This window comes from Helicobacter sp. NHP22-001 (assembly GCF_030270165.1).
GTDB classification, from domain to species: Bacteria; Campylobacterota; Campylobacteria; order Campylobacterales; family Helicobacteraceae; genus Helicobacter; species Helicobacter gastrofelis.
In genome coordinates, this window is sequence record NZ_BSWS01000001.1 from 322,009 (window position 1) to 339,599 (window position 17,591).

A 17,591-nucleotide genomic window follows, 5' to 3' on the forward strand; every position below is an offset into this window, starting at 1 on the left:
AAGAACACTATTCTAGCAAAATTTAACCCTATCGGCTCTACTTTAACCCACTAAGTCCATTTTAGGGCTTATTTTGCCCTCCTTCAAGTCTGCTGACCCGATCTTCGAGCTCTTGCAGTTTGTGCTCGCAGTTGTTGAGCCTTGCGTTGATGAAGTCCGCCACTCCTTGTTTGGGTGCTTGGGTGCTTGGCTCTTCAAATTGATCGGGGCTATTTTGGGTGTTAGGGACACTTTCTTCTTTGCCCTTGAATAGGCTCAAGAGCACACCCGCTCCCAGCACGCCTAGCACGATGTAAAGGCTGATGGTGGGGCTAATGTCCACACCCACGCCAAAGAGCTGATCGGTGGCGGCTAAGATGAGTTTTAAGCTGATGAAGGCTAAAACCACAATCACGCTTTTTTCTAGGTAGATCAAATGCCCTTTGAGCACCTCAAGCACAAAATACAAACTTCTAAGCCCCAAAATGGCAAACATCATCGCACTATAAATAATCAAGGGCTCTTTACTCACGGCAATCACCGCCGGCACACTATCAAAGGCAAACATCACATCGCTAAGTTCAATCACCGCAAGGCATAAAAACAAAGGCGTGGCGATAATCTTAGCCTTGGCAAAGGCGCTTTGGTGGTGCAGCGCGCTTGCCTCCTGCCCCTTTAAATCTTGTTCTAAAGTGCTTAATTGCTCTTTTTTGATGAAAAAATCATGCCCGACTAGCTTAGGATAGACGGGGAAAAACTTATAAACAAGGCGGTAGGCTAGGTGTTTGGAGTAGTCCTCTTCGCCCTCGCTCTCCTCTTTATCTTGGTTTTTCACCATCACCACACAGCTATAGCCCACCAGCAAGCCAAAGATAATTTCTACATAGGCGGATAGGTGCATAAGACCACTGCCCACCAGCACAAAAATGAGCCTAAAGACGATCGCCCCGATGATGCCATAGTAAAGCACTCTATGGCGGTAAATCTCGGGTACTTTAAACCACGCAAAAATCGCCATCATCACAAAGAGATTATCCACAGACAAGGCTTTTTCTAACACATAGCCCGTTAAAAAGAGCGACATACTAACAGAGCCGTCATGCCAATACAAATAGGCAGCAAAGAGCAGGGCGGTGGCGACCCAAAAGAGCGACCACCCTATGGCACTTTTTAGCCCCATAGCCTTGTCTTGGCTGTGTGCCTTAAAGTCAATCAACAACGCCAAAGCCATGAAAAGCAAGAAAACGATTAAATCAAGCCCCATTTACGCCCCCTGTGCGTCCAAAAAGGCGTGATCGCTAAAGCTATTGGCGTGCAAGTTGCAAAAGGCGTTTTTGAGCGATGTAAAAAGACGAGGGTTGTTCTGCTCCATTTCTTTTAAAAAATTCTTAGTAGCAAGCCGTGCAATGGGGGGCTTGTCCGAGTCGGGTTGTTTAGCCGGGCAGTTGCAATCGGGGGCGGTGGGGATGTTTTGGGATTTGACAAAGTCGATGCTTTGGCGTTCTCTTATGTGGATTAAAGGGCGGATCACAAATAGCCCATTTTCTGCCTTATAAATGGGGGGCATGCTACGCAAACTGCCGTTGTAAGTGAAGTTCATGAAAAAACTCTCCACAGCATCGTCTAAATGGTGGGCGATGGCAAGTTTGTTAAAGCCATTCTCTAAGGCGTAATTATAAAGCACCCCACGGCGCATACGCGAGCAGAAACTGCAGTAAGAGCTTTGCTCCCGCCGTTTCTCTCTAATCGTTTGGGCGATGTTGGTGTGTAGGATTTCATGGGGGATGTTTTGTTCAGCACAGAGCTTAGTAAGCCACGCCAAATCTTCATTCAGCCCATAATGCACGGTGGTGGCTTTAAAACTGAAGTCAAAGGGGGCATGCGCTTGCATGCGTGCTAGAATGCAAGAGAGCAAAATCGAATCCTTGCCCCCACTAAGCCCCACAAGCACTTTATCGCCTTCGCTGATGAGATTGTAAGCGGCGTTTGTACGCCCCACGACATTTAAGATTTTTTTACTGATTGTGTACATTGGCTGTCCCTATCAATGGTTTGCACCGCAAAGTATGGGGCAAGAAAGGGGCATTATAGCACAAAACGACACACTTACCTCCATTTATCCTCTTGCCAAAAGTTAGGATTAATGAAAATATGCTTTAATAGTTGGGTTTAATAGTTGGGTTTAATGCTTTGGTTTATCTTAGTTTGTGGGAGATGACGATGGGCGTAGAAAATGTCGCCGAGCACCCCTACTTTGGGGCGTTTGTTTTACTAGTCTTTAGTTTTCTAGTCTTTAATTGGACTTTGCGGATACAAAGGTTCATCAGCCGCAAGTTGGCGCGCAAGCAAAACGAGAAGTTAAAACTTGCCGCCTATGAGTGCGGTCCGCTCGCTTTAAAGCAACAAAACCGCTTGAGCCATCAATTCTATGCGATGGCGGTGTTGTTCATCCTCTTTGATGTGGAGATTGTGTTTATGTTCCCTTGGGCTTTGGATTTTAAAGAATTGGGCTTTTTGGGCTTTTTTGAGATGGCAAGTTTTATTTTCTTGTTGGTGGTGGGCTTTGTTTATGCCCTAAAGAGAGGAGCGCTAGAATGGCACAGCATGCAGTGAGTTATTTAAAAAACGGGGGGCTACCCATTGCCTTGACAACGCTAGATAAGTTGTTGAATTGGGGGCGTAGCAACTCATTATGGCCTTTGACTTATGGGCTGGCGTGCTGTGCGATTGAGATGATGGCAACGGGGGGTTCGCGTTTTGACTTTGATCGCTTTGGCACGATCTTTAGGGCTTCGCCTAGACAATCGGATGTGATGATTATCGCTGGCACGCTTACCAAAAAGCACGCCGAATTTACAAGGCGGCTTTACGACCAAATGCCCGAGCCTAAATGGGTGATCTCTATGGGCTCTTGTGCCAACACGGGGGGGATGTTTAACACTTACGCCACCGTGCAGGGGGTGGATCGGGTGATCCCTGTGGATATTTACCTGCCCGGCTGTGCCCCCCGCCCTGAAACCCTGCAATACGCCTTAATGGTGCTGCAGGATAAAATCCGCCGCCAAAAGGCGTTGCCTGAAACCAACACGAAACGCTTAGTCTAAAGGCTTCATATGGTTAGAAAACAACGCCCTAACGCCAATATCCAAAAGCAAGTCCATTACTCCGATCGCTTCTATGTCGTGCCTAAAACGCCCAAAGTTGCCATTATCGGCTCGCCCTATGAAGTGATTTACAACCATATCAGCTACTACCACAAGGTGCTAGCAAGCTTCATTGAGCTAGGCACAGCGGTGTTTGTGATCGAAGTTAGCGAAGTGGATAAAGTCGCTGAACGATTAAAGAATTTGGGCTATGAATCTTTAAGCGAAATGAGTGCGATCGACTTTTTAGAAAAAAGGGGGGAGTTTGAGCTGTTTTATCAGTTTTTATCCTACCTGCCCGGCTATGCCACCAAACGCCGATTACGCCTAAAAGCGGTGTTGAAAAAAGGCGACAACCCCCCCACTTTAAGCCACTTATACCGCTCGGCTGTGTGGAGCGAAAGGGAGGCATATGACATGTTTGGCATTGTCTTTGAGGGGCATAAACATTTAAAACGCATTTTAATGCCCGATGATTGGGTGGGACACCCCCTTTTAAAATCCTATCCGCTCAAAGGCGATGAACATGCCGCATGGTATGAGGTGGATAAGATTTTTGGCAAAGAGTATAGAGAAATCATAGGTCCTGAGCAAAGGGATAGTGCAAGGGTAGATGAAAAGGACACCTTCAACTTCTCTAAAGTGGGGCACACGCAAGAAAAAGGCTTGCCCCTAGAGGACAAGGCGGGCAAATACGCCTTTGAAAAGTCGGCGTTCGTCAAAGACCTACACAGCCAAGAGCCCACAGAGTTAAAGGATCGCCCCTAATGGCACAGATTTTCACCAAACTCAAACCGCAATTTGAAAATGTCTTGTTTGAGAGAGACGATAAGCAAATGGTGATTAACTTTGGTCCCCAACACCCGTCTTCACACGGGCAGTTGCGTCTCATTTTAGAGCTAGAGGGCGAGAAAATCACCAAAGCCACACCCGAGATCGGCTACTTGCATCGAGGCTGTGAAAAGCTGGGCGAGAACATGACCTATAACGAGTATATGCCCACCACCGACCGCCTAGACTACACTTCTTCTACGAGCAATAACTACGCTTTCGCCCATGCGGTAGAGATGCTTTTAGGCGTTACAATCCCTAGGCGTGCCCAAGTGATCCGCACTTTGCTTTTAGAGCTTAATCGTGTGATCTCGCACATTTTCTTTTTAAGCGTGCATGCCTTAGATGTCGGGGCGATGTCTGTGTTTTTGTATTGCTTTAAAACCCGTGAATATGGGCTGGATTTGATGGAGGATTATTGTGGCGCAAGGCTCACACACAACGCCATTAGAATCGGGGGCGTGCCCTTAGACTTGCCCCCTAACTGGCTTGAGGGGCTTAAAAAATTCATGCAAGAAGTGAGGGATTTGCATAAACTTGTGGGCGGCTTGTTAGATAGCAACCGCATTTGGAAAGCCCGCTTAGAAAATGTCGGCACAATCACCAAAGAGCAAGCCAAATCGTGGGGGGCGAGTGGGATCATGTTAAGGGGCACTGGGATCGCCTATGATGTGCGTAAAGAAGAGCCCTATGAGCTTTACCCTGAGCTAGACTTTGACATACCCGTAGGCAATTATGGGGATAGTTACGATCGCTATCAACTCTACATGCTTGAGATTTTAGAGTCCTTACGCATTTTAGAGCAATTAATCCCCATGTACGCCCCCACAGAGCCTAGCATAATGGCACATGCCCCGCAATACTTCAGCGCCCCCAAAGAGGACATCATGAGCCAAAATTACGCCTTAATGCAACACTTCGTCCTAGTAACGCAAGGCATGCGTCCGCCAAGAGGCGAGGTGTATGCCCCCACCGAGTCGCCCAAAGGCGAATTAGGCTTTTTTATCCACTCACAGGGCGAGCCCTACCCCTACCGCTTAAAAATCCGTGCCCCGAGCTTTTTTCACATAGGCTCGATGCAAGATATTTTAGTGGGGCAGTATCTAGCAGACGCTGTAACGATCATTGGCTCAAGCAATGCCGTCTTTGGGGAGGTGGATCGATGAAACGCTTTGACTTGAGGCATTTAAGAAATGAGCCTAATGGCGTGGTGATTGAACGCATGGGAGTGATTTTAGATAAAAGCGTTAGCCCCGGGGAGGTGGCGATTTTCATGTTTGAAGTGGTGGATTTTGGCATTGTGGAGCAGAGTGCAGAGGCGATTAGAGATCGGGGGGATATTTTGATGAACTCATTGCGTTTTAATCGGGTGGATTGGACTTTAGTGGTGAAAAGGGCAAATGCATGCCAAGCATAGAAATAGACGGGCAACAAGTAGAATTTAGCGAGGGGCAGACAATCCTAGAGGCGGCAAGGAGTGCCGGCGTGTATATTCCCGCCATTTGCTATTTGAGCGGGTGCTCGCCAACAGTGGCTTGCAAAATGTGTATGGTGGAGGTGGAGGGCAAAAGGGTTTATGCGTGCAACACCAAACCGAAGGCAAACACCAAAGTCGCCACGATGACCCCCGCCCTAGTGGCAGAACGCCAAATGATCATGCAAACCTACGATGTCAATCACCCCCTAGAGTGTGGGGTGTGCGACAAAAGCGGGGAGTGCGAGTTGCAAGACATGACGCATAGAACCCTAGTGGATCGGCAACCCTTTAGCGTGAGGGACGATTTAAAACCCTTTGCCTTTTGGGCGCAAGCGTCCTACGACCCGAATTTATGCATCATGTGCGAACGCTGTGTTACCACTTGCAGCGACAACATAGGCGATAGCAATTTGAAGGCGAGCAAGGCGAATTTACACGCCCCCGACAAATTCAAAGAGAGCATGCCAAAAGACCCCTTTAGCGTTTGGAGCCGCAAACAAAAGGGCATGATCGCCTTTGTGGGCGACACGCCTTGCTATGATTGTGGGGAGTGTATTGCGGTGTGCCCGGTGGGGGCGATTGTCTATAAGGACTTTAGCTACAAAGCCAATGCGTGGGAGTTAAAGCACATCGATTCAACTTGCATGCATTGTGCGGCAGGGTGCTTGTTGGATTACCAAGTCCGCCACTTCGACACTTTGGGCGAAGAGCAAAAAATCTTTAGAGTCGGCAACGACTTTTACCACAACCCCATTTGTGGGGCGGGGCGGTTTGCTTTTGACTTGCACGCTTCAAGGGGGGGGAGTAACAACATAGAACAAGCGGTGCAGAAGTTCAAAGAGGCGAAGGCGGTGTATGTGGGGGGGGATATCACAAACGAAGAGGCGTATTTAATCGAGCAAATGCGTCGCATTTGTGGCTTTCAAATCCATAACGACAAACTTTACGCTTTTCAAGAGTTTTTAAACACCTTTAACCCCGTGTGGCACGATTTGGCAGATTTGAAAAAGTCTAGCTGTGTGCTTTCTTTGGGCTCAAGGCTGAAAAACGAAGCCCCCCTACTGAGATACGCCATAGCAAACACGCTTAAAGTGAATAAAGGCACGAGCCTTATTTACGCCCACCCCCTAGAGGATTTGAGCGTAGAGAAAATCAGCCGTAGCGTGGTGAGCGTGTGCCACGCTGTGGGGGCGGAGGAGATCATTTTAGGGGCGTTTTTAATGGCTTTGGGCGTGAGTAGCCCGAGCTTGCAGAGTCTAAAAGATAGTGCCCTTATTGAGCCAGAGCCTGAGCCTGTAGAAGTTGCAGAGGGTGCAGAAAATGCAGAGGGCGAGGCAAAGGCAGAGCCTAAAAAAGCCGCGCCAAAACCCCCTGTTTATGCCATGCTAGAAAGTGTGAAGTTAGACAGCCCCACCTTTGAAAAGATTAAGGGCTTGTTAGAGAAAGCCGCTAGCGTGTCTTTGTTAATCGGGCCTGAAATTTACACCCACCCTAAAGCTAGAAATATCGCTTTAATGTTGCAAGAGGCAAGCAAGCTAGACAAGCTTAAAATCTTTTTAATCCCCCCAAGTGCCAATGCTCTAGGCATTGTGTCGCTTTGCACTTTAGAAAAGGACAGCAAAGCTAGTCCTAGCGTAGGCGTGCGGACTAAAGGGGATTTTGTGATCGATAGCGATTGCGTGGATAGCGATGGAGTCGCCCAAAACCCCGTGGATTTTATTTTGCCAAGCTTCTCACAAATGGAGGCGAGCATGGTGAATTTGGAGGGTCGGGTGCTTGCCCTTCGCCCGGCTCTAGCCTATGAGGGGCTAGACTTTGCCGACATTGCCCAGCATTTTGGCTTTTATGGCGAAACGCTAGCCGAATACACCCACGAATTGCCTACAGAAAAGGGCTTTTTAGGCGTGGCGTATGATGATTTGACAAACTTTTACGCCAATGACAAGAGCAACCACAGGGGCTATAAACTTAACACAAGCCCCAAAGAAAGCACAGAAGAAAGCCAAGCCATAAGCCCCCTAGAGAGTGTCCGCGAGTTTAACACCTATTTGCAATTTGCCGAGACGCAGTTTAACACCCACACCCTAAAGAGCCAAAACCTACAGCTCAAAGAGGGCATTTACACTTCTAAGGCACATTTAGAGAGTTTGGGGCTAGAGGAGGGCACAACCATTAGCCTAAAAAGAGAGGGGCATACACTCACAGGCAAGGTGTATATCGATCACAGCCTAAAAAGCAGCGTGTTTATGGCAAGCCCTAGCCTAGACACTGAAGGGGTGTTTGCTAGCCCCTTTGAAACTTTAGAGTGGGAGCGTGCATGAGTGCTGAAATTGTAGAAACCATCATTAAAATCTTAGTGGTGGTGCTAGTGTTCTCTGGGCTAGGGGCGTTTGGGACTTATTTAGAACGCAAAGTCTTGGCTTATTTTCAAAGGCGTTTAGGCCCTACTTATGTGGGCCCCTTTGGGCTGTTACAAGTGATCGCCGATGCGATCAAGCTTTTCACCAAAGAGGACATTATCCCCCAACATGCCAACCGCTTGATTTTCTCTATCGCTCCCGTGATTGCGATGGTGAGTGCCTTTGTGAGCATGGCACCCATCCCTTTCTTTGGCGACTTTAAAGTCTTCGGGCACACCATTAAGCCCATCATCTCCGACATTAATGTCGGGCTTTTGTTTTTCTTAGCGGTGGGCTCAGCGAGCATTTACGCCCCCCTTTTAGCCGGGCTTGCGTCTAACAGCAAGTATTCTTTAATCGGGGCGGCAAGGGCGACCATACAGCTTTTAAGCTTTGAAGTGGTGAGTACTTTAACGATTTTAGCCCCTATTATGGTAGTAGGCTCGCTCTCTTTAGTAGAAATCAACCAATACCAAGAGGGGGGCATGTTGCACTGGTTAGTGTTTAAACAGCCCTTAGCCTTCTTTTTATTCTTAATTTCTAGCTATGCCGAGTTAAACCGCACCCCTTTCGACTTACTAGAGCACGAGGCGGAGATCGTGGCGGGCTTTTGCACGGAGTATAGTGGCTTGCGTTGGGGCATGTTTTTCTTAGCCGAATACGCCCATTTATTCGCCTTTTGCTTTGTGATTTCTCTCATTTTCTTTGGGGGTTACAATGCGTGGGGCTTTATCCCGGGGGGGATTGCAATTTTGATTAAAGTCTGTTTCTTTGTGTTTTTATCCATGTGGGCGCGAGCGACCTTCCCCCATGTCCGCCCCGACCAGCTCATGCGTTTGTGTTGGAAGATCATGCTCCCTTTAGCCCTAGTCAATATCCTAGCCACTGGGCTAGTCATTTTACTTTTTTAAGGAGGTGCTTGTGGGACAAAACTACAAGTGGCTAGACCCCAAGAAGCCAAGCCCCAAACTCTTAGACACGCTCAAAACCAGCTTTGGGCTAGAGTTGTTTAAGGGCTTGGGGCTCACCATTAAAGAGTTTTTCAGCAAAGAAGTTACCATACACTACCCTATGGAGGTGTTGCCCTTAAGCCCTAGATATAGGGCAGTGCATCACCTACAAAGGCTTTTGGAGTCGGGCAGTGAGCGGTGTATCGGCTGTGGATTGTGTGAAAAGATTTGCACGAGTAATTGCATCCGTATCATCACCCACAAGGGCGAGGACGAGAGAAAATACATAGACAGCTACACCATCAATTTAGGACGCTGCATTTATTGCGGATTGTGTGCGGAGGTTTGCCCCGAGCTTGCCATTGTGATGGGGCAACGCTTTGAAAACAGCAGCGTGCAACGCTCCCAATTTGGAGGCAAGGCAGAGTTTCTAACCGACATAGAAAGTGCCAAAAACCATACCCACCAAGAGTTCATGGGCTTTGGTGCGCCTAGCACAAACGCTAATGAACGCTTAGCCCAAACCCCCCTAGATTACGCCCTAAAAGAAGAGAGAGAAGAAGAGACCAAAGATGAGGGCAAAAAAGAGGAGGCTAAAAAAACAAAAGAAGCCAAAGAGGTAAAAGAAGTGAAGGGAGAGGTAAAAGGGGAGGCTGAGGCTAAAGGCGTGCAAGAGAAAAAAGAGGGGGTAAAAGAGACGAAGGAAGCTGGAGCTAAAGAGGCAAAAGAGGCACAAGCCACTAAAGAAGCACAAGAGACACAAGAGAATAAAGAGGGGGCAACAGAGGGTAAAGAGAAAAAAGAGAAGGAGGAGAGCCATGCTTGAAACCCTTGCCTTTTACTTCTTCGCTGCTTTGACTTTAGGCATGGCGTTTGTGGTGGTAACAACCACGAATATTTTATACGCCATGACTTCTCTAGCCGCCGCGATGGTGTTTGTGTCCGCCTTTTTCTTTCTCTTGGACGCTGAGTTTTTAGGCGTGGTGCAAATCTTAGTCTATGTGGGGGCGGTGGTGGTGATGTACGCCTTTGGCATGCTCTTTTTGAATGCGTCCAAAGAGGTGCAAGAGAGAAAACACGCCCCTAAAATCCCTGCCCTGCTTGCCATTGCCCTAGCCCTAGTGCTGGTGGCACTTTTAGGCGCGCCCTTCATCTCGCATTACGCCCACAGCCTACAAGAGAGCTTAAACCCCGACTTAAACACTTCAAACACCAAGCTCGTTGGGTATGTGCTTTTCACCAAATACCTAGTCGCCTTTGAAGTGGGGGCGTTCATGCTCTTAGTCGCTCTAGTCGGGGCGATGGCAAGTGCCCTTAAAAAAAGCCCTACAAAGGATCATTGATGGTTACCCTGTCGCATTATTTAGTCTTTTCGGCTCTGCTCTTTAGCGTAGGGCTCTTTGGCATGCTAAGACGCAAGAATATCTTAATGCTCTTTTTCTCTACAGAAATCATGCTAAATGCCATCAATGTCGCCTTTGTGGCAACCGCCCACGCCCTAAAAAACATAGACGGGCAGATTTTCGCCCTGTTTATGATCGCGGTGGCGGCGGCAGAAGTGGCGGTGGGGCTAGGGCTTGTGATTTTGTGGCATAGAAAACACAAAAGCCTAGACATAGACACTCTAGCACGCATGAGGGGCTAGTATGCAAGAGAGCATGTGTGCGTCTTTGGTGTTGGAGGCGGTGTTGCTCTTGCCCTTGCTGGGGGCTGTTTATGCCGGGCTTTTTGGCACTTGCCCTAAAAGCGTGCAAGTGGGGGTGGTTAATTCTAGCCTGCTGGGGCTGTCCTTTTTAGGGGCGTTGTATTTATTGAATTTAAGCCTACACCACCAAAGCGTACAAGCAGTGTTGTTTGACTGGATCACGCTCGGGGGCTTTAGCGTCAAGTTTTCTTTTGGGCTAGACTCTATTGGTGCTGTGATGATTGTGGTGGTTACTTTAGTGTCCTTCTTGGTGCATGTGTATTCAATCGGCTATATGCTACACGACAAGGGCTATAACCGCTACTTTAGCTATCTCTCTGGCTTTGTCTTTTCTATGCTTGTCTTGGTGCTTAGCGATAACTTCTTGGGGCTGTTTGTGGGCTGGGAGGGCGTGGGGCTTTGCTCTTATTTACTCATTGGCTTTTGGTATCATAAAGAGAGTGCCAACAATGCGTCCATTGAAGCCTTTGTGATGAACCGCATCGCCGATTTAGGCATGCTCATGGGGATTTTGCTGGTGCAATGGACTTTTGGCTCATTGCAATACAGCGTGGTTTTTGCCAATATCGCAAACACTAATCCGCACACGCTCTTTTGTATCGGGCTCTTGCTCTTCATTGGGGCGGTGGGTAAATCCGCCCAGTTCCCCCTACACACTTGGCTAGCCAATGCGATGGAGGGGCCCACACCTGTATCCGCTTTAATCCACGCCGCCACTATGGTTACCGCTGGGGTGTATCTAGTCATTCGCGCCCACCCCTTGTATAGTGCCTTGCCTGAATTGGGCTATGGTATTGCCTGCTTGGGGGCGTTTGTGGCACTCTTTGGGGCCAGCATGGCGTTAGTGAATAAAGATTTAAAACGCATTGTGGCGTACTCCACGCTCTCACAGCTGGGTTATATGTTCGTGGGTGCAGGGCTTGGGGCTTACTGGATTGCCTTGTTTCACCTTTTCACCCACGCCTTTTTTAAAGCCTTGCTGTTCTTGGGGGCGGGCAATGTCATGCACGCCATGCACGATGAGCTAGACATCAGCAAAATGGGCGGGCTGTATAAGCCTTTAAAAACCACCGCCATTTTAATGGGGCTTGCTTCGCTAGCCCTGTGTGGGCTCTACCCCTTTGCTGGCTTTTTCTCTAAGGATAAAATCCTAGAAGTCGCCTTTGCTACAGGACACCACGGGCTCTTCTTAGCTCTACTCGTAGGCGCGCTTTTCACCGCCTTTTATAGTTTTAGGCTCTTAATGCTCGTGTTCTTTGCCCCCAAAGTGCATACAATCGAGCACCCCCACGAAGCCCCTAGCTTTATGTTATGGGCGATGCTCCCCTTAGCGATTTTAGCGGTGGTGGCGGGCTTTTTTGAGCATGGGTTTTTTCATTTTGTTTCCCAAGCGATCAAAGTGCCTTCTTTTGCCGATTACCCCGTGCCTAAATTGCTCTTATTGGCTCTCACCACCATTGGGGTGTTGCTCTCCATTGCTTACGCCGTGCAAAAGTATAAAAAGGGCTTTGGCAATAAAGAAGGCGGCTTTTTCTACCGCCTGCTTTTAAACCAATACTATATCCCGGCTCTGTATGGGGCGATCTCTAAGGCGTTTTTAAGCCTTGCCTTTTGGGTGTGGCGTAAAATTGAAGTGCGTATGCTCGATGCCTTTGTGGATACCATTGCCAAAATCCCCACTTTAATCGGGCAAATGCTAACCCCCCTACAAAGCGGCAATTTGAGCGGAGCACTACGCCTTATGGCTTTTGGGGTGGTGGTGATTGTCTTTGTTACAATGTTAAGTTTTTGGAGTTAGTATGGACGCACTTTTGCCGCACCACTTTTTAAGCGTGTTGATTTTCTTCCCCATTGTGGCGTGTTTGCCCATTTTTGGCTTGAGCGAAAAGCACGCCAAGCCCTATGGGGTGTTGGTAACCGCCCTTGAGCTCGCCCTTGTTGTGGGGCTGTGGGTGCTCTTTGACAAGGACACGGGGGTGTTGCAATTTGAAGAGTTTGCCGACCTTGTCAAGCAAGCAGGGATCAACTACCATGTAGGCGTGGATGGGATTTCTTTAATCCTATTGGTGCTGACCGCCTTCATTTTATTCTTGCTCGCTCTGTATGTGAGTCAGCACATAAAAGACATGCTCATTTGTATCTTGCTCTTAGAGGGGATTTTAATGGGGGTTTTCACTTCCCTTAATCTCATTTTCTTTTATGTCTTTTGGGAGGTGTCGCTCTTGCCCGTGCTTTACATGATTGGGCGTTACGGCGTGGGGCCTAAGGTCTATTCGGGGCTTAAATTTTTCCTTTACACCTTTTTGGCTTCGTTATTTATGCTCTTAGCCATTCTCTACTACGCCCATGCGTGTAGCCTCGCGCTTGAAACCCCCTTTAACTTTGATTTAGAAACCTTTAACAGCGTAGTCTTGCCCCCTAAAGAGCGTTTATGGGTGTTTATCGCCTTCTTTGTCGGCATTGCGGTGAAAATCCCCATTTTCCCCCTCCATAATTGGCTGCCCTACGCCTATGGCAACGCCCCCGTCATCGGCTCGGCGGTGCTCTCTGCCTTGCTTTTAAAAATGGGGACTTATGCGATGGTGCGCTTCTTACTCCCCCTATTCCCTAATGTCATCTTGCATTACTTCTTGCCCCTAAGCGTCTTAGCCCTCTTAATGGTGCTGTATGGCGGGCTTTTGGCGAGCGCACAAAAAGAAATGAAACGCTTGATTGCCTACAGCTCCATGTCGCATATGGGCGTGGCTTTGCTTGGGCTTTACGCCTTGAATGTCGAGGGCGTGGGGGGTGCTGTCTTTACCATGTTCTCGCACGGGCTAGTGAGTGCCGGGCTGTTTATCTTGGTGGGGGTGCTCTTGGATCGCTGCAATTCTAGCAAGATTGTCGCCTTTAAGGGCGTGGCACACTCTATGCCGGCGTATGCGGCGTTTTTCATGGTGCTTCTCTTAGCCAATGTGGGCATGCCCCTTACAAGCGGCTTTGTGGGTGAGTTTTTAAGCCTACTTGGCTTTTTTAAAAGCTCTCCGTTTATAGCGTTTTTAGCGGGGACGACCATTATTTTATCCGCTATTTATATGCTAGTGTTGTATAAAAAGGTGTTCTATGGTGCAGAGCCGCAAGGCTTCTATACCCTTAAAAAAGCCAAAGCCCTGACCCCCCTAACCTGCAGCGAAAAAAGTGTGTTGGCTCTCTTGGTGGCGGCGGTGCTCTTTTTAGGCATTTACCCTAAACCGCTGCTTGCTCCCATTGAGCAAAGCGTGCAAGTGCTCTTAGAAAGCCTACAAGGGCGCATCAATGCCTAAGGAAAGACAATGAATCCCTTGATCTCATCTCTCATGCCCGAGTTAGACCTACAAGTGTTAATGCCCCTATTTCTGTGCGTAGGGGGCGGGATTTTCTTGCTGCTCTTAAATGTCAGGGGCTTTTCTAAACCTTTAAGCGTGGCAATCGCCGGGCTGATCCTTACCTTTAGCGTGCTGTGGATCGCCTTTTACAACCCCCCCACAGATAGCGTGGGCGACTTCTTAACCGATGGCGCGTCTTTGAGCGGACAGCTTTTCATCGCCCTAGCAAGCTTGCTCCTGCTGCTCTTAGCCCTAAGCAAAGAGAAATTTAGCGAGTTTGAAACCCCCGAGTTTTACCCCCTTTACCTTTTTATGGTGGGCGGCTTCACGCTCATGGTTTCTACCGATCATTTGCTCTTGATTTTCTTGGGGCTAGAGAGCGCATCTTTGGCGATGTGTGTTCTCATGGCACTTAATGGCAAACAAACGGGGCTAGAAGCGGCGGTGAAATACTTCACTATGAGTGTCTTAGCGGGGGTGTTCTTTGTGCTGGGTGTGGCTTTGCTCTACCTACTCACGGGGCATTTAGACTTAAGCGGGGTGGGCGATGGGCTAAGGAGCGTGTTTTTCCACCACGAGCCCAAAGCCCTACCCCTATTCTTTGTCGCTTTGGCGTGCATGCTAGGGGCGATCGGCTTTAAGGTGTCCTTAGTGCCCTTTCATACTTGGATGCCCGACATCTACGAGGGCAATAGCCCCGTTTTTGCCGGCTTCATCTCCATTGTCCCCAAAATGGCGGGGCTAGTGGTGATGTTAAGGGTGCTTTACGCCTTTATGAATACTGAATCCTTTGTCATTGAAAACCTTTACACGGCTCTCATTGCGCTCACGATCACAATCCCCAATGCCATGGCGCTCTTGCAAAAAGATGTCAAGCGCATGATGGCTTATAGCTCGATCTCGCATACGGGCTTTGCCTTAGCGTGCGTGGCAGGTGGCGCGGGGGCGTTGTTTGGCTATTGGCTCTTGTTTTTAATCACCAATATCGGGGCGTTTGCGATTTTGTGGATGGTAACCAACCAAGAGGACGCGAAACAAAACACCTACACTTACCCTTATGAGCGTTTTAATGGGTTAATCCAAACCAAACCCCTTTTAGCGATCTTAAGCGCAATTTTTCTATGTTCGCTTGCGGGCATCCCCCCTTTTTCCATGTTTTGGGGCAAGGTGATGGTTTTAGAGCAGGTGATTAACCAACACCAAGTCTTTTTACCCATTGTGATGGTGCTCAATAGTGCGGTGAGCGCGGTGTATTATTTGCGCTTGCTCGTGGCGATGTTCTTTAAAGCCCCCAGCACCACCCCCGCCACAAACGCCACTCCTGCCCTTTATAGCGTCAGCACTGCGATGGCATTCTTGTGCGTGTTCTCTATCTTTGTGCTGCGCCTTTATTTAAACTCTAGCCAAGCTTGATGTTGCGCCTATTTGCCCTTTTTTGCGCCTTCTTGCCCTTTTTGCACGCCCTTGATTTGAGCGTAACCAAGGGGCGGGAGAAGGACTCCAATTTCGCCACCTTGACCCTTAAAAACGATAAACCTTTCGCCTGCGAATTCATTAAATACCCTAGAGTAGAGATCACTTGCACAATTGCGTCCGTGCCTAAGATCGGTTTCATGCCCTTTAAAACAGAGTTTTTTAAAGTGTCCTACGAAATGAAAAATTTTATTTTCCATTTACACATTAGACCCAAATTCCAAGAAGCCTTATTTGCGCTCCCCTACGACTACAAACAGAGCATCCCCATACAAAAACTCCAACTCAAAATTTCTAAGGTGTGGCAAGTGGTGGGCTTTTACAAGCAACTGCCGTTTTTGACCCCCAAAGACCCCAGCGCCCCTAGCAATGTGGGGTTAAATTTTCCTATTCTTATAAATGGGGCGCAAACCCCCTATATCCAAGAATTAGATGTCGACAATAGACCCCTAACCTACTCCCAAGGTCAAGACTTAGAAGAGTATTTAGCCTTAAAACAACTCATTAAAAATGGCGACTACTTGGAGGGCTTAGAAGCCATTAGTCGGATCTTTAGGCTTTACCCCAATAGCATTTTTAAGAAAGACTTGTATTTTTACGAGATTGTCGCCTTGAGTGCACTCAAAAAAAAGCAAGACCTAACAACACAAATCGCCACGCAGTGGATCAAACTCTACTCCTCAGACCCCAAAATCCCCTATGTTCTCTATTTGTTAGGCAATGCCTATAGCCAAATCAACTACACCATCCAAGCCACCAGAGCCTACAAGCGCATCATTGATGAATACCCAGACAGCCGCTACACCCCCCTAGCCCAAATGCATTTAGCCGAGCAAGCCGCTAGTGGCGGGGATCGCTCTGGTGCACTCACCCTCTTTCAAAAGGCCTATAGTGAGGCTAAGGACATTGAGAGTGCGAGCCAAATCGCCTTTAGTTGGGGGTCTTTTGATGTAGACAATGGAGGCAAGAACGCCACCTTGATTTTAAATAAAATCATCTATGGCAACCCTGAGTACTTCATGAAACACCCAAGCCAATCCTACGATCTACTCATTGCTTTAAAAACACAATCCATTTTCAGTCCAGCCATTAAAATCGCCACTTTGCTTTCCCACGATGATAGCGATAAGACTATCCAAGAAAAGGCTGCTTTTGAGTTGGGCTTTCTCTACGCTAAAAACAACCAACCCAACGAAGCCCACTTTGCGAATTTAGAATACCTAGACAATTACACCAATGTGATCCACATCGCCTTGGTTAAAGCTAGAGATGAGCAAGTCTTGTTTGCCATGCGTGGGGATTATAAAGAAAAGTTAGATCGCTACAACCAAGTTTTAAAAGATTACCCCAAAACCTCTAAAGAGCACCGAAAAGCCCTAGAGTATAAGGCTAAATTGCTCTTAGAGCGCCACTACTACAGCCAAGTTTTAAATATGGGACTCCCTAAAGACTCCCCAGCTATGCAAGAAGCCCTATTGCAACAAGAGCGTCAAGCCCTAAAAGAGGCCGATTGTAAAAGCTTTAGTGCTTACTTAGTGCGTATGGATAAAATCAATCCACACGGCTTTAACGATGAAGAACAAATCGAAGCCTTTGATTGTTTGTATGAAAATGCCCTTTACGACAAAGCCGCTATTTTTTCAACCACAGCTATAAAAGATAAACCCATTGACAAACTCCCTTGGCTTTATAGACAGGGGCGCAACCTCTACGCTTTAAATGACTACCAAAACTCTTTACTGGCGGCTAAGGATGCATTGACTTTAGCCAATCTTAAAAAACAGCCCAAGTACTACGACATCGCCTTCACCGTATTTTTAGACTATATGAAAACCAATAACCCCCAAGAAGCTTTTAAAGTCTATAGCCAATTACAAAAAGAATTTAAGGATGATGAACGGATGATTGAAGTGTATGCCTTGCTTTTAGAGAGCGAGCAGCGGGGCAAGAATAACCCTACAACTTTAGAACTTTACGCTAAAAGCCTTCTTGCCTTGCAAAGGCGCTACGAAAATAACAGCTACACTCCCTATGCCCAAAACCAGCTCATCAGCGCACTAAGCAGAGAGGGCAAAATCCAAGAAGCTTTGCAACAAAGCGATGCCCTCCTAACCCTAAAGCTTGAGCCTAAAGAACGCCAACGCGCCCTTTATAACAAGGCGACCTTACAGCGCCAAAAGAACGACAAAGAGGGAGCTAAAAAGACCTTTCAAGCTTGCGTTGCCATTAAACAATCTTCAGCTTGGAAAGACTTATGCCAACAAGCTCTAAATTTATTAAAGTAGGTCAA

The 17,591-nt window shown here is 47.8% G+C and carries 15 protein-coding genes and 1 pseudogene; 14 read left to right on the forward strand and 2 right to left on the reverse strand.

The window, feature by feature from the left end:
* Positions 1–61: 61 nt before the first annotated feature.
* Together QSJ47_RS01685 and QSJ47_RS01690 are read right to left on the reverse strand one after the other, a co-directional pair.
* On the reverse strand, positions 62–1,243 hold the full coding sequence (locus QSJ47_RS01685) for a TerC/Alx family metal homeostasis membrane protein (RefSeq protein ID WP_221272002.1): 1,182 nt from the start codon (positions 1,241–1,243) through the stop codon (positions 62–64).
* Positions 1,244–2,011, reverse strand: a complete 768-nt coding sequence (locus tag QSJ47_RS01690) for a PP-loop family protein (protein ID WP_221272003.1) — start codon at positions 2,009–2,011, stop codon at positions 1,244–1,246.
* 188 nt (positions 2,012–2,199) lie between these two features.
* On the opposite strand from QSJ47_RS01690, the gene QSJ47_RS01695 reads away from it, so the two are divergent.
* The 14 genes and pseudogenes from QSJ47_RS01695 (at position 2,200) to QSJ47_RS01760 (ending at position 17,586) form a co-directional block, all read left to right on the forward strand.
* Positions 2,200–2,592 (forward strand): NAD(P)H-quinone oxidoreductase subunit 3, encoded by a 393-nt coding sequence (locus tag QSJ47_RS01695; RefSeq protein WP_221272004.1) that lies wholly within the window; start codon positions 2,200–2,202, stop codon positions 2,590–2,592.
* Positions 2,574–3,083 (forward strand): NuoB/complex I 20 kDa subunit family protein, encoded by a 510-nt coding sequence (locus QSJ47_RS01700; RefSeq protein ID WP_221272005.1) that lies wholly within the window; start codon positions 2,574–2,576, stop codon positions 3,081–3,083. The genes QSJ47_RS01695 and QSJ47_RS01700 overlap by 19 nt, the downstream gene beginning before the upstream one ends.
* Before the next feature lie 9 nt (positions 3,084–3,092).
* Complete coding sequence (locus QSJ47_RS01705) at positions 3,093–3,890, forward strand: NADH-quinone oxidoreductase subunit C (RefSeq protein ID WP_221272006.1); 798 nt, start codon at positions 3,093–3,095, stop codon at positions 3,888–3,890.
* On the forward strand, positions 3,890–5,119 hold the full coding sequence (nuoD, locus tag QSJ47_RS01710) for an NADH dehydrogenase (quinone) subunit D (protein ID WP_221272007.1): 1,230 nt from the start codon (positions 3,890–3,892) through the stop codon (positions 5,117–5,119). The genes QSJ47_RS01705 and nuoD overlap by 1 nt, the downstream gene beginning before the upstream one ends.
* Positions 5,116–5,370, forward strand: coding sequence for an NADH-ubiquinone oxidoreductase subunit E family protein (locus QSJ47_RS01715; RefSeq protein WP_285602219.1), 255 nt, complete (start codon positions 5,116–5,118; stop codon positions 5,368–5,370). The genes nuoD and QSJ47_RS01715 overlap by 4 nt, the downstream gene beginning before the upstream one ends.
* Positions 5,358–7,751, forward strand: a complete 2,394-nt coding sequence (locus QSJ47_RS01720; RefSeq protein WP_285602220.1) for an NADH-quinone oxidoreductase subunit G — start codon at positions 5,358–5,360, stop codon at positions 7,749–7,751. Before QSJ47_RS01715 ends, QSJ47_RS01720 begins: the two co-directional genes overlap by 13 nt.
* A complete protein-coding gene (gene nuoH / locus QSJ47_RS01725) occupies positions 7,748–8,740 on the forward strand; it encodes an NADH-quinone oxidoreductase subunit NuoH (RefSeq protein WP_221272009.1) in 993 nt (330 codons plus the stop codon). Before QSJ47_RS01720 ends, nuoH begins: the two co-directional genes overlap by 4 nt.
* A 4-nt stretch (positions 8,741–8,744) precedes the next feature.
* Positions 8,745–9,321: pseudogene (gene nuoI / locus QSJ47_RS01730) on the forward strand (NADH-quinone oxidoreductase subunit NuoI); the annotation flags it as partial.
* A gap of 276 nt (positions 9,322–9,597) precedes the next feature.
* On the forward strand, positions 9,598–10,122 hold the full coding sequence (locus tag QSJ47_RS01735; protein WP_285602221.1) for an NADH-quinone oxidoreductase subunit J: 525 nt from the start codon (positions 9,598–9,600) through the stop codon (positions 10,120–10,122).
* Entirely contained in the window at positions 10,122–10,424 is a 303-nt protein-coding gene (gene nuoK / locus QSJ47_RS01740; protein WP_285602222.1) for an NADH-quinone oxidoreductase subunit NuoK, read from the forward strand. The genes QSJ47_RS01735 and nuoK overlap by 1 nt, the downstream gene beginning before the upstream one ends.
* A 13-nt stretch (positions 10,425–10,437) precedes the next feature.
* The gene (gene nuoL, locus QSJ47_RS01745) at positions 10,438–12,282 is read left to right on the forward strand and encodes an NADH-quinone oxidoreductase subunit L (RefSeq protein ID WP_285602359.1); all 1,845 of its coding nucleotides are present in this window, start codon (positions 10,438–10,440) and stop codon (positions 12,280–12,282) included.
* 1 nt (position 12,283) lies between these two features.
* A complete protein-coding gene (locus QSJ47_RS01750) occupies positions 12,284–13,786 on the forward strand; it encodes a complex I subunit 4 family protein (protein WP_285602223.1) in 1,503 nt (500 codons plus the stop codon).
* A gap of 9 nt (positions 13,787–13,795) precedes the next feature.
* Positions 13,796–15,241, forward strand: a complete 1,446-nt coding sequence (locus tag QSJ47_RS01755) for an NADH-quinone oxidoreductase subunit N (protein WP_285602224.1) — start codon at positions 13,796–13,798, stop codon at positions 15,239–15,241.
* Complete coding sequence (locus tag QSJ47_RS01760; protein ID WP_285602225.1) at positions 15,241–17,586, forward strand: DUF7494 domain-containing protein; 2,346 nt, start codon at positions 15,241–15,243, stop codon at positions 17,584–17,586. The genes QSJ47_RS01755 and QSJ47_RS01760 overlap by 1 nt, the downstream gene beginning before the upstream one ends.
* Positions 17,587–17,591 lie beyond the last annotated feature (5 nt).

Coding starts and splice junctions, on each gene's coding strand:
- QSJ47_RS01685 (WP_221272002.1), bottom strand. CDS start 1,243: ATGGGGCTTGATTTAATCGTTTTCTTGCTTTTCATGGCTTTGGCGTTG.
- QSJ47_RS01690 (WP_221272003.1), bottom strand. CDS start 2,011: ATGTACACAATCAGTAAAAAAATCTTAAATGTCGTGGGGCGTACAAAC.
- QSJ47_RS01695 (WP_221272004.1), top strand. CDS start 2,200: ATGGGCGTAGAAAATGTCGCCGAGCACCCCTACTTTGGGGCGTTTGTT.
- QSJ47_RS01700 (WP_221272005.1), top strand. CDS start 2,574: ATGGCACAGCATGCAGTGAGTTATTTAAAAAACGGGGGGCTACCCATT.
- QSJ47_RS01705 (WP_221272006.1), top strand. CDS start 3,093: ATGGTTAGAAAACAACGCCCTAACGCCAATATCCAAAAGCAAGTCCAT.
- nuoD (WP_221272007.1), top strand. CDS start 3,890: ATGGCACAGATTTTCACCAAACTCAAACCGCAATTTGAAAATGTCTTG.
- QSJ47_RS01715 (WP_285602219.1), top strand. CDS start 5,116: ATGAAACGCTTTGACTTGAGGCATTTAAGAAATGAGCCTAATGGCGTG.
- QSJ47_RS01720 (WP_285602220.1), top strand. CDS start 5,358: ATGCCAAGCATAGAAATAGACGGGCAACAAGTAGAATTTAGCGAGGGG.
- nuoH (WP_221272009.1), top strand. CDS start 7,748: ATGAGTGCTGAAATTGTAGAAACCATCATTAAAATCTTAGTGGTGGTG.
- QSJ47_RS01735 (WP_285602221.1), top strand. CDS start 9,598: ATGCTTGAAACCCTTGCCTTTTACTTCTTCGCTGCTTTGACTTTAGGC.
- nuoK (WP_285602222.1), top strand. CDS start 10,122: ATGGTTACCCTGTCGCATTATTTAGTCTTTTCGGCTCTGCTCTTTAGC.
- nuoL (WP_285602359.1), top strand. CDS start 10,438: ATGTGTGCGTCTTTGGTGTTGGAGGCGGTGTTGCTCTTGCCCTTGCTG.
- QSJ47_RS01750 (WP_285602223.1), top strand. CDS start 12,284: ATGGACGCACTTTTGCCGCACCACTTTTTAAGCGTGTTGATTTTCTTC.
- QSJ47_RS01755 (WP_285602224.1), top strand. CDS start 13,796: ATGAATCCCTTGATCTCATCTCTCATGCCCGAGTTAGACCTACAAGTG.
- QSJ47_RS01760 (WP_285602225.1), top strand. CDS start 15,241: ATGTTGCGCCTATTTGCCCTTTTTTGCGCCTTCTTGCCCTTTTTGCAC.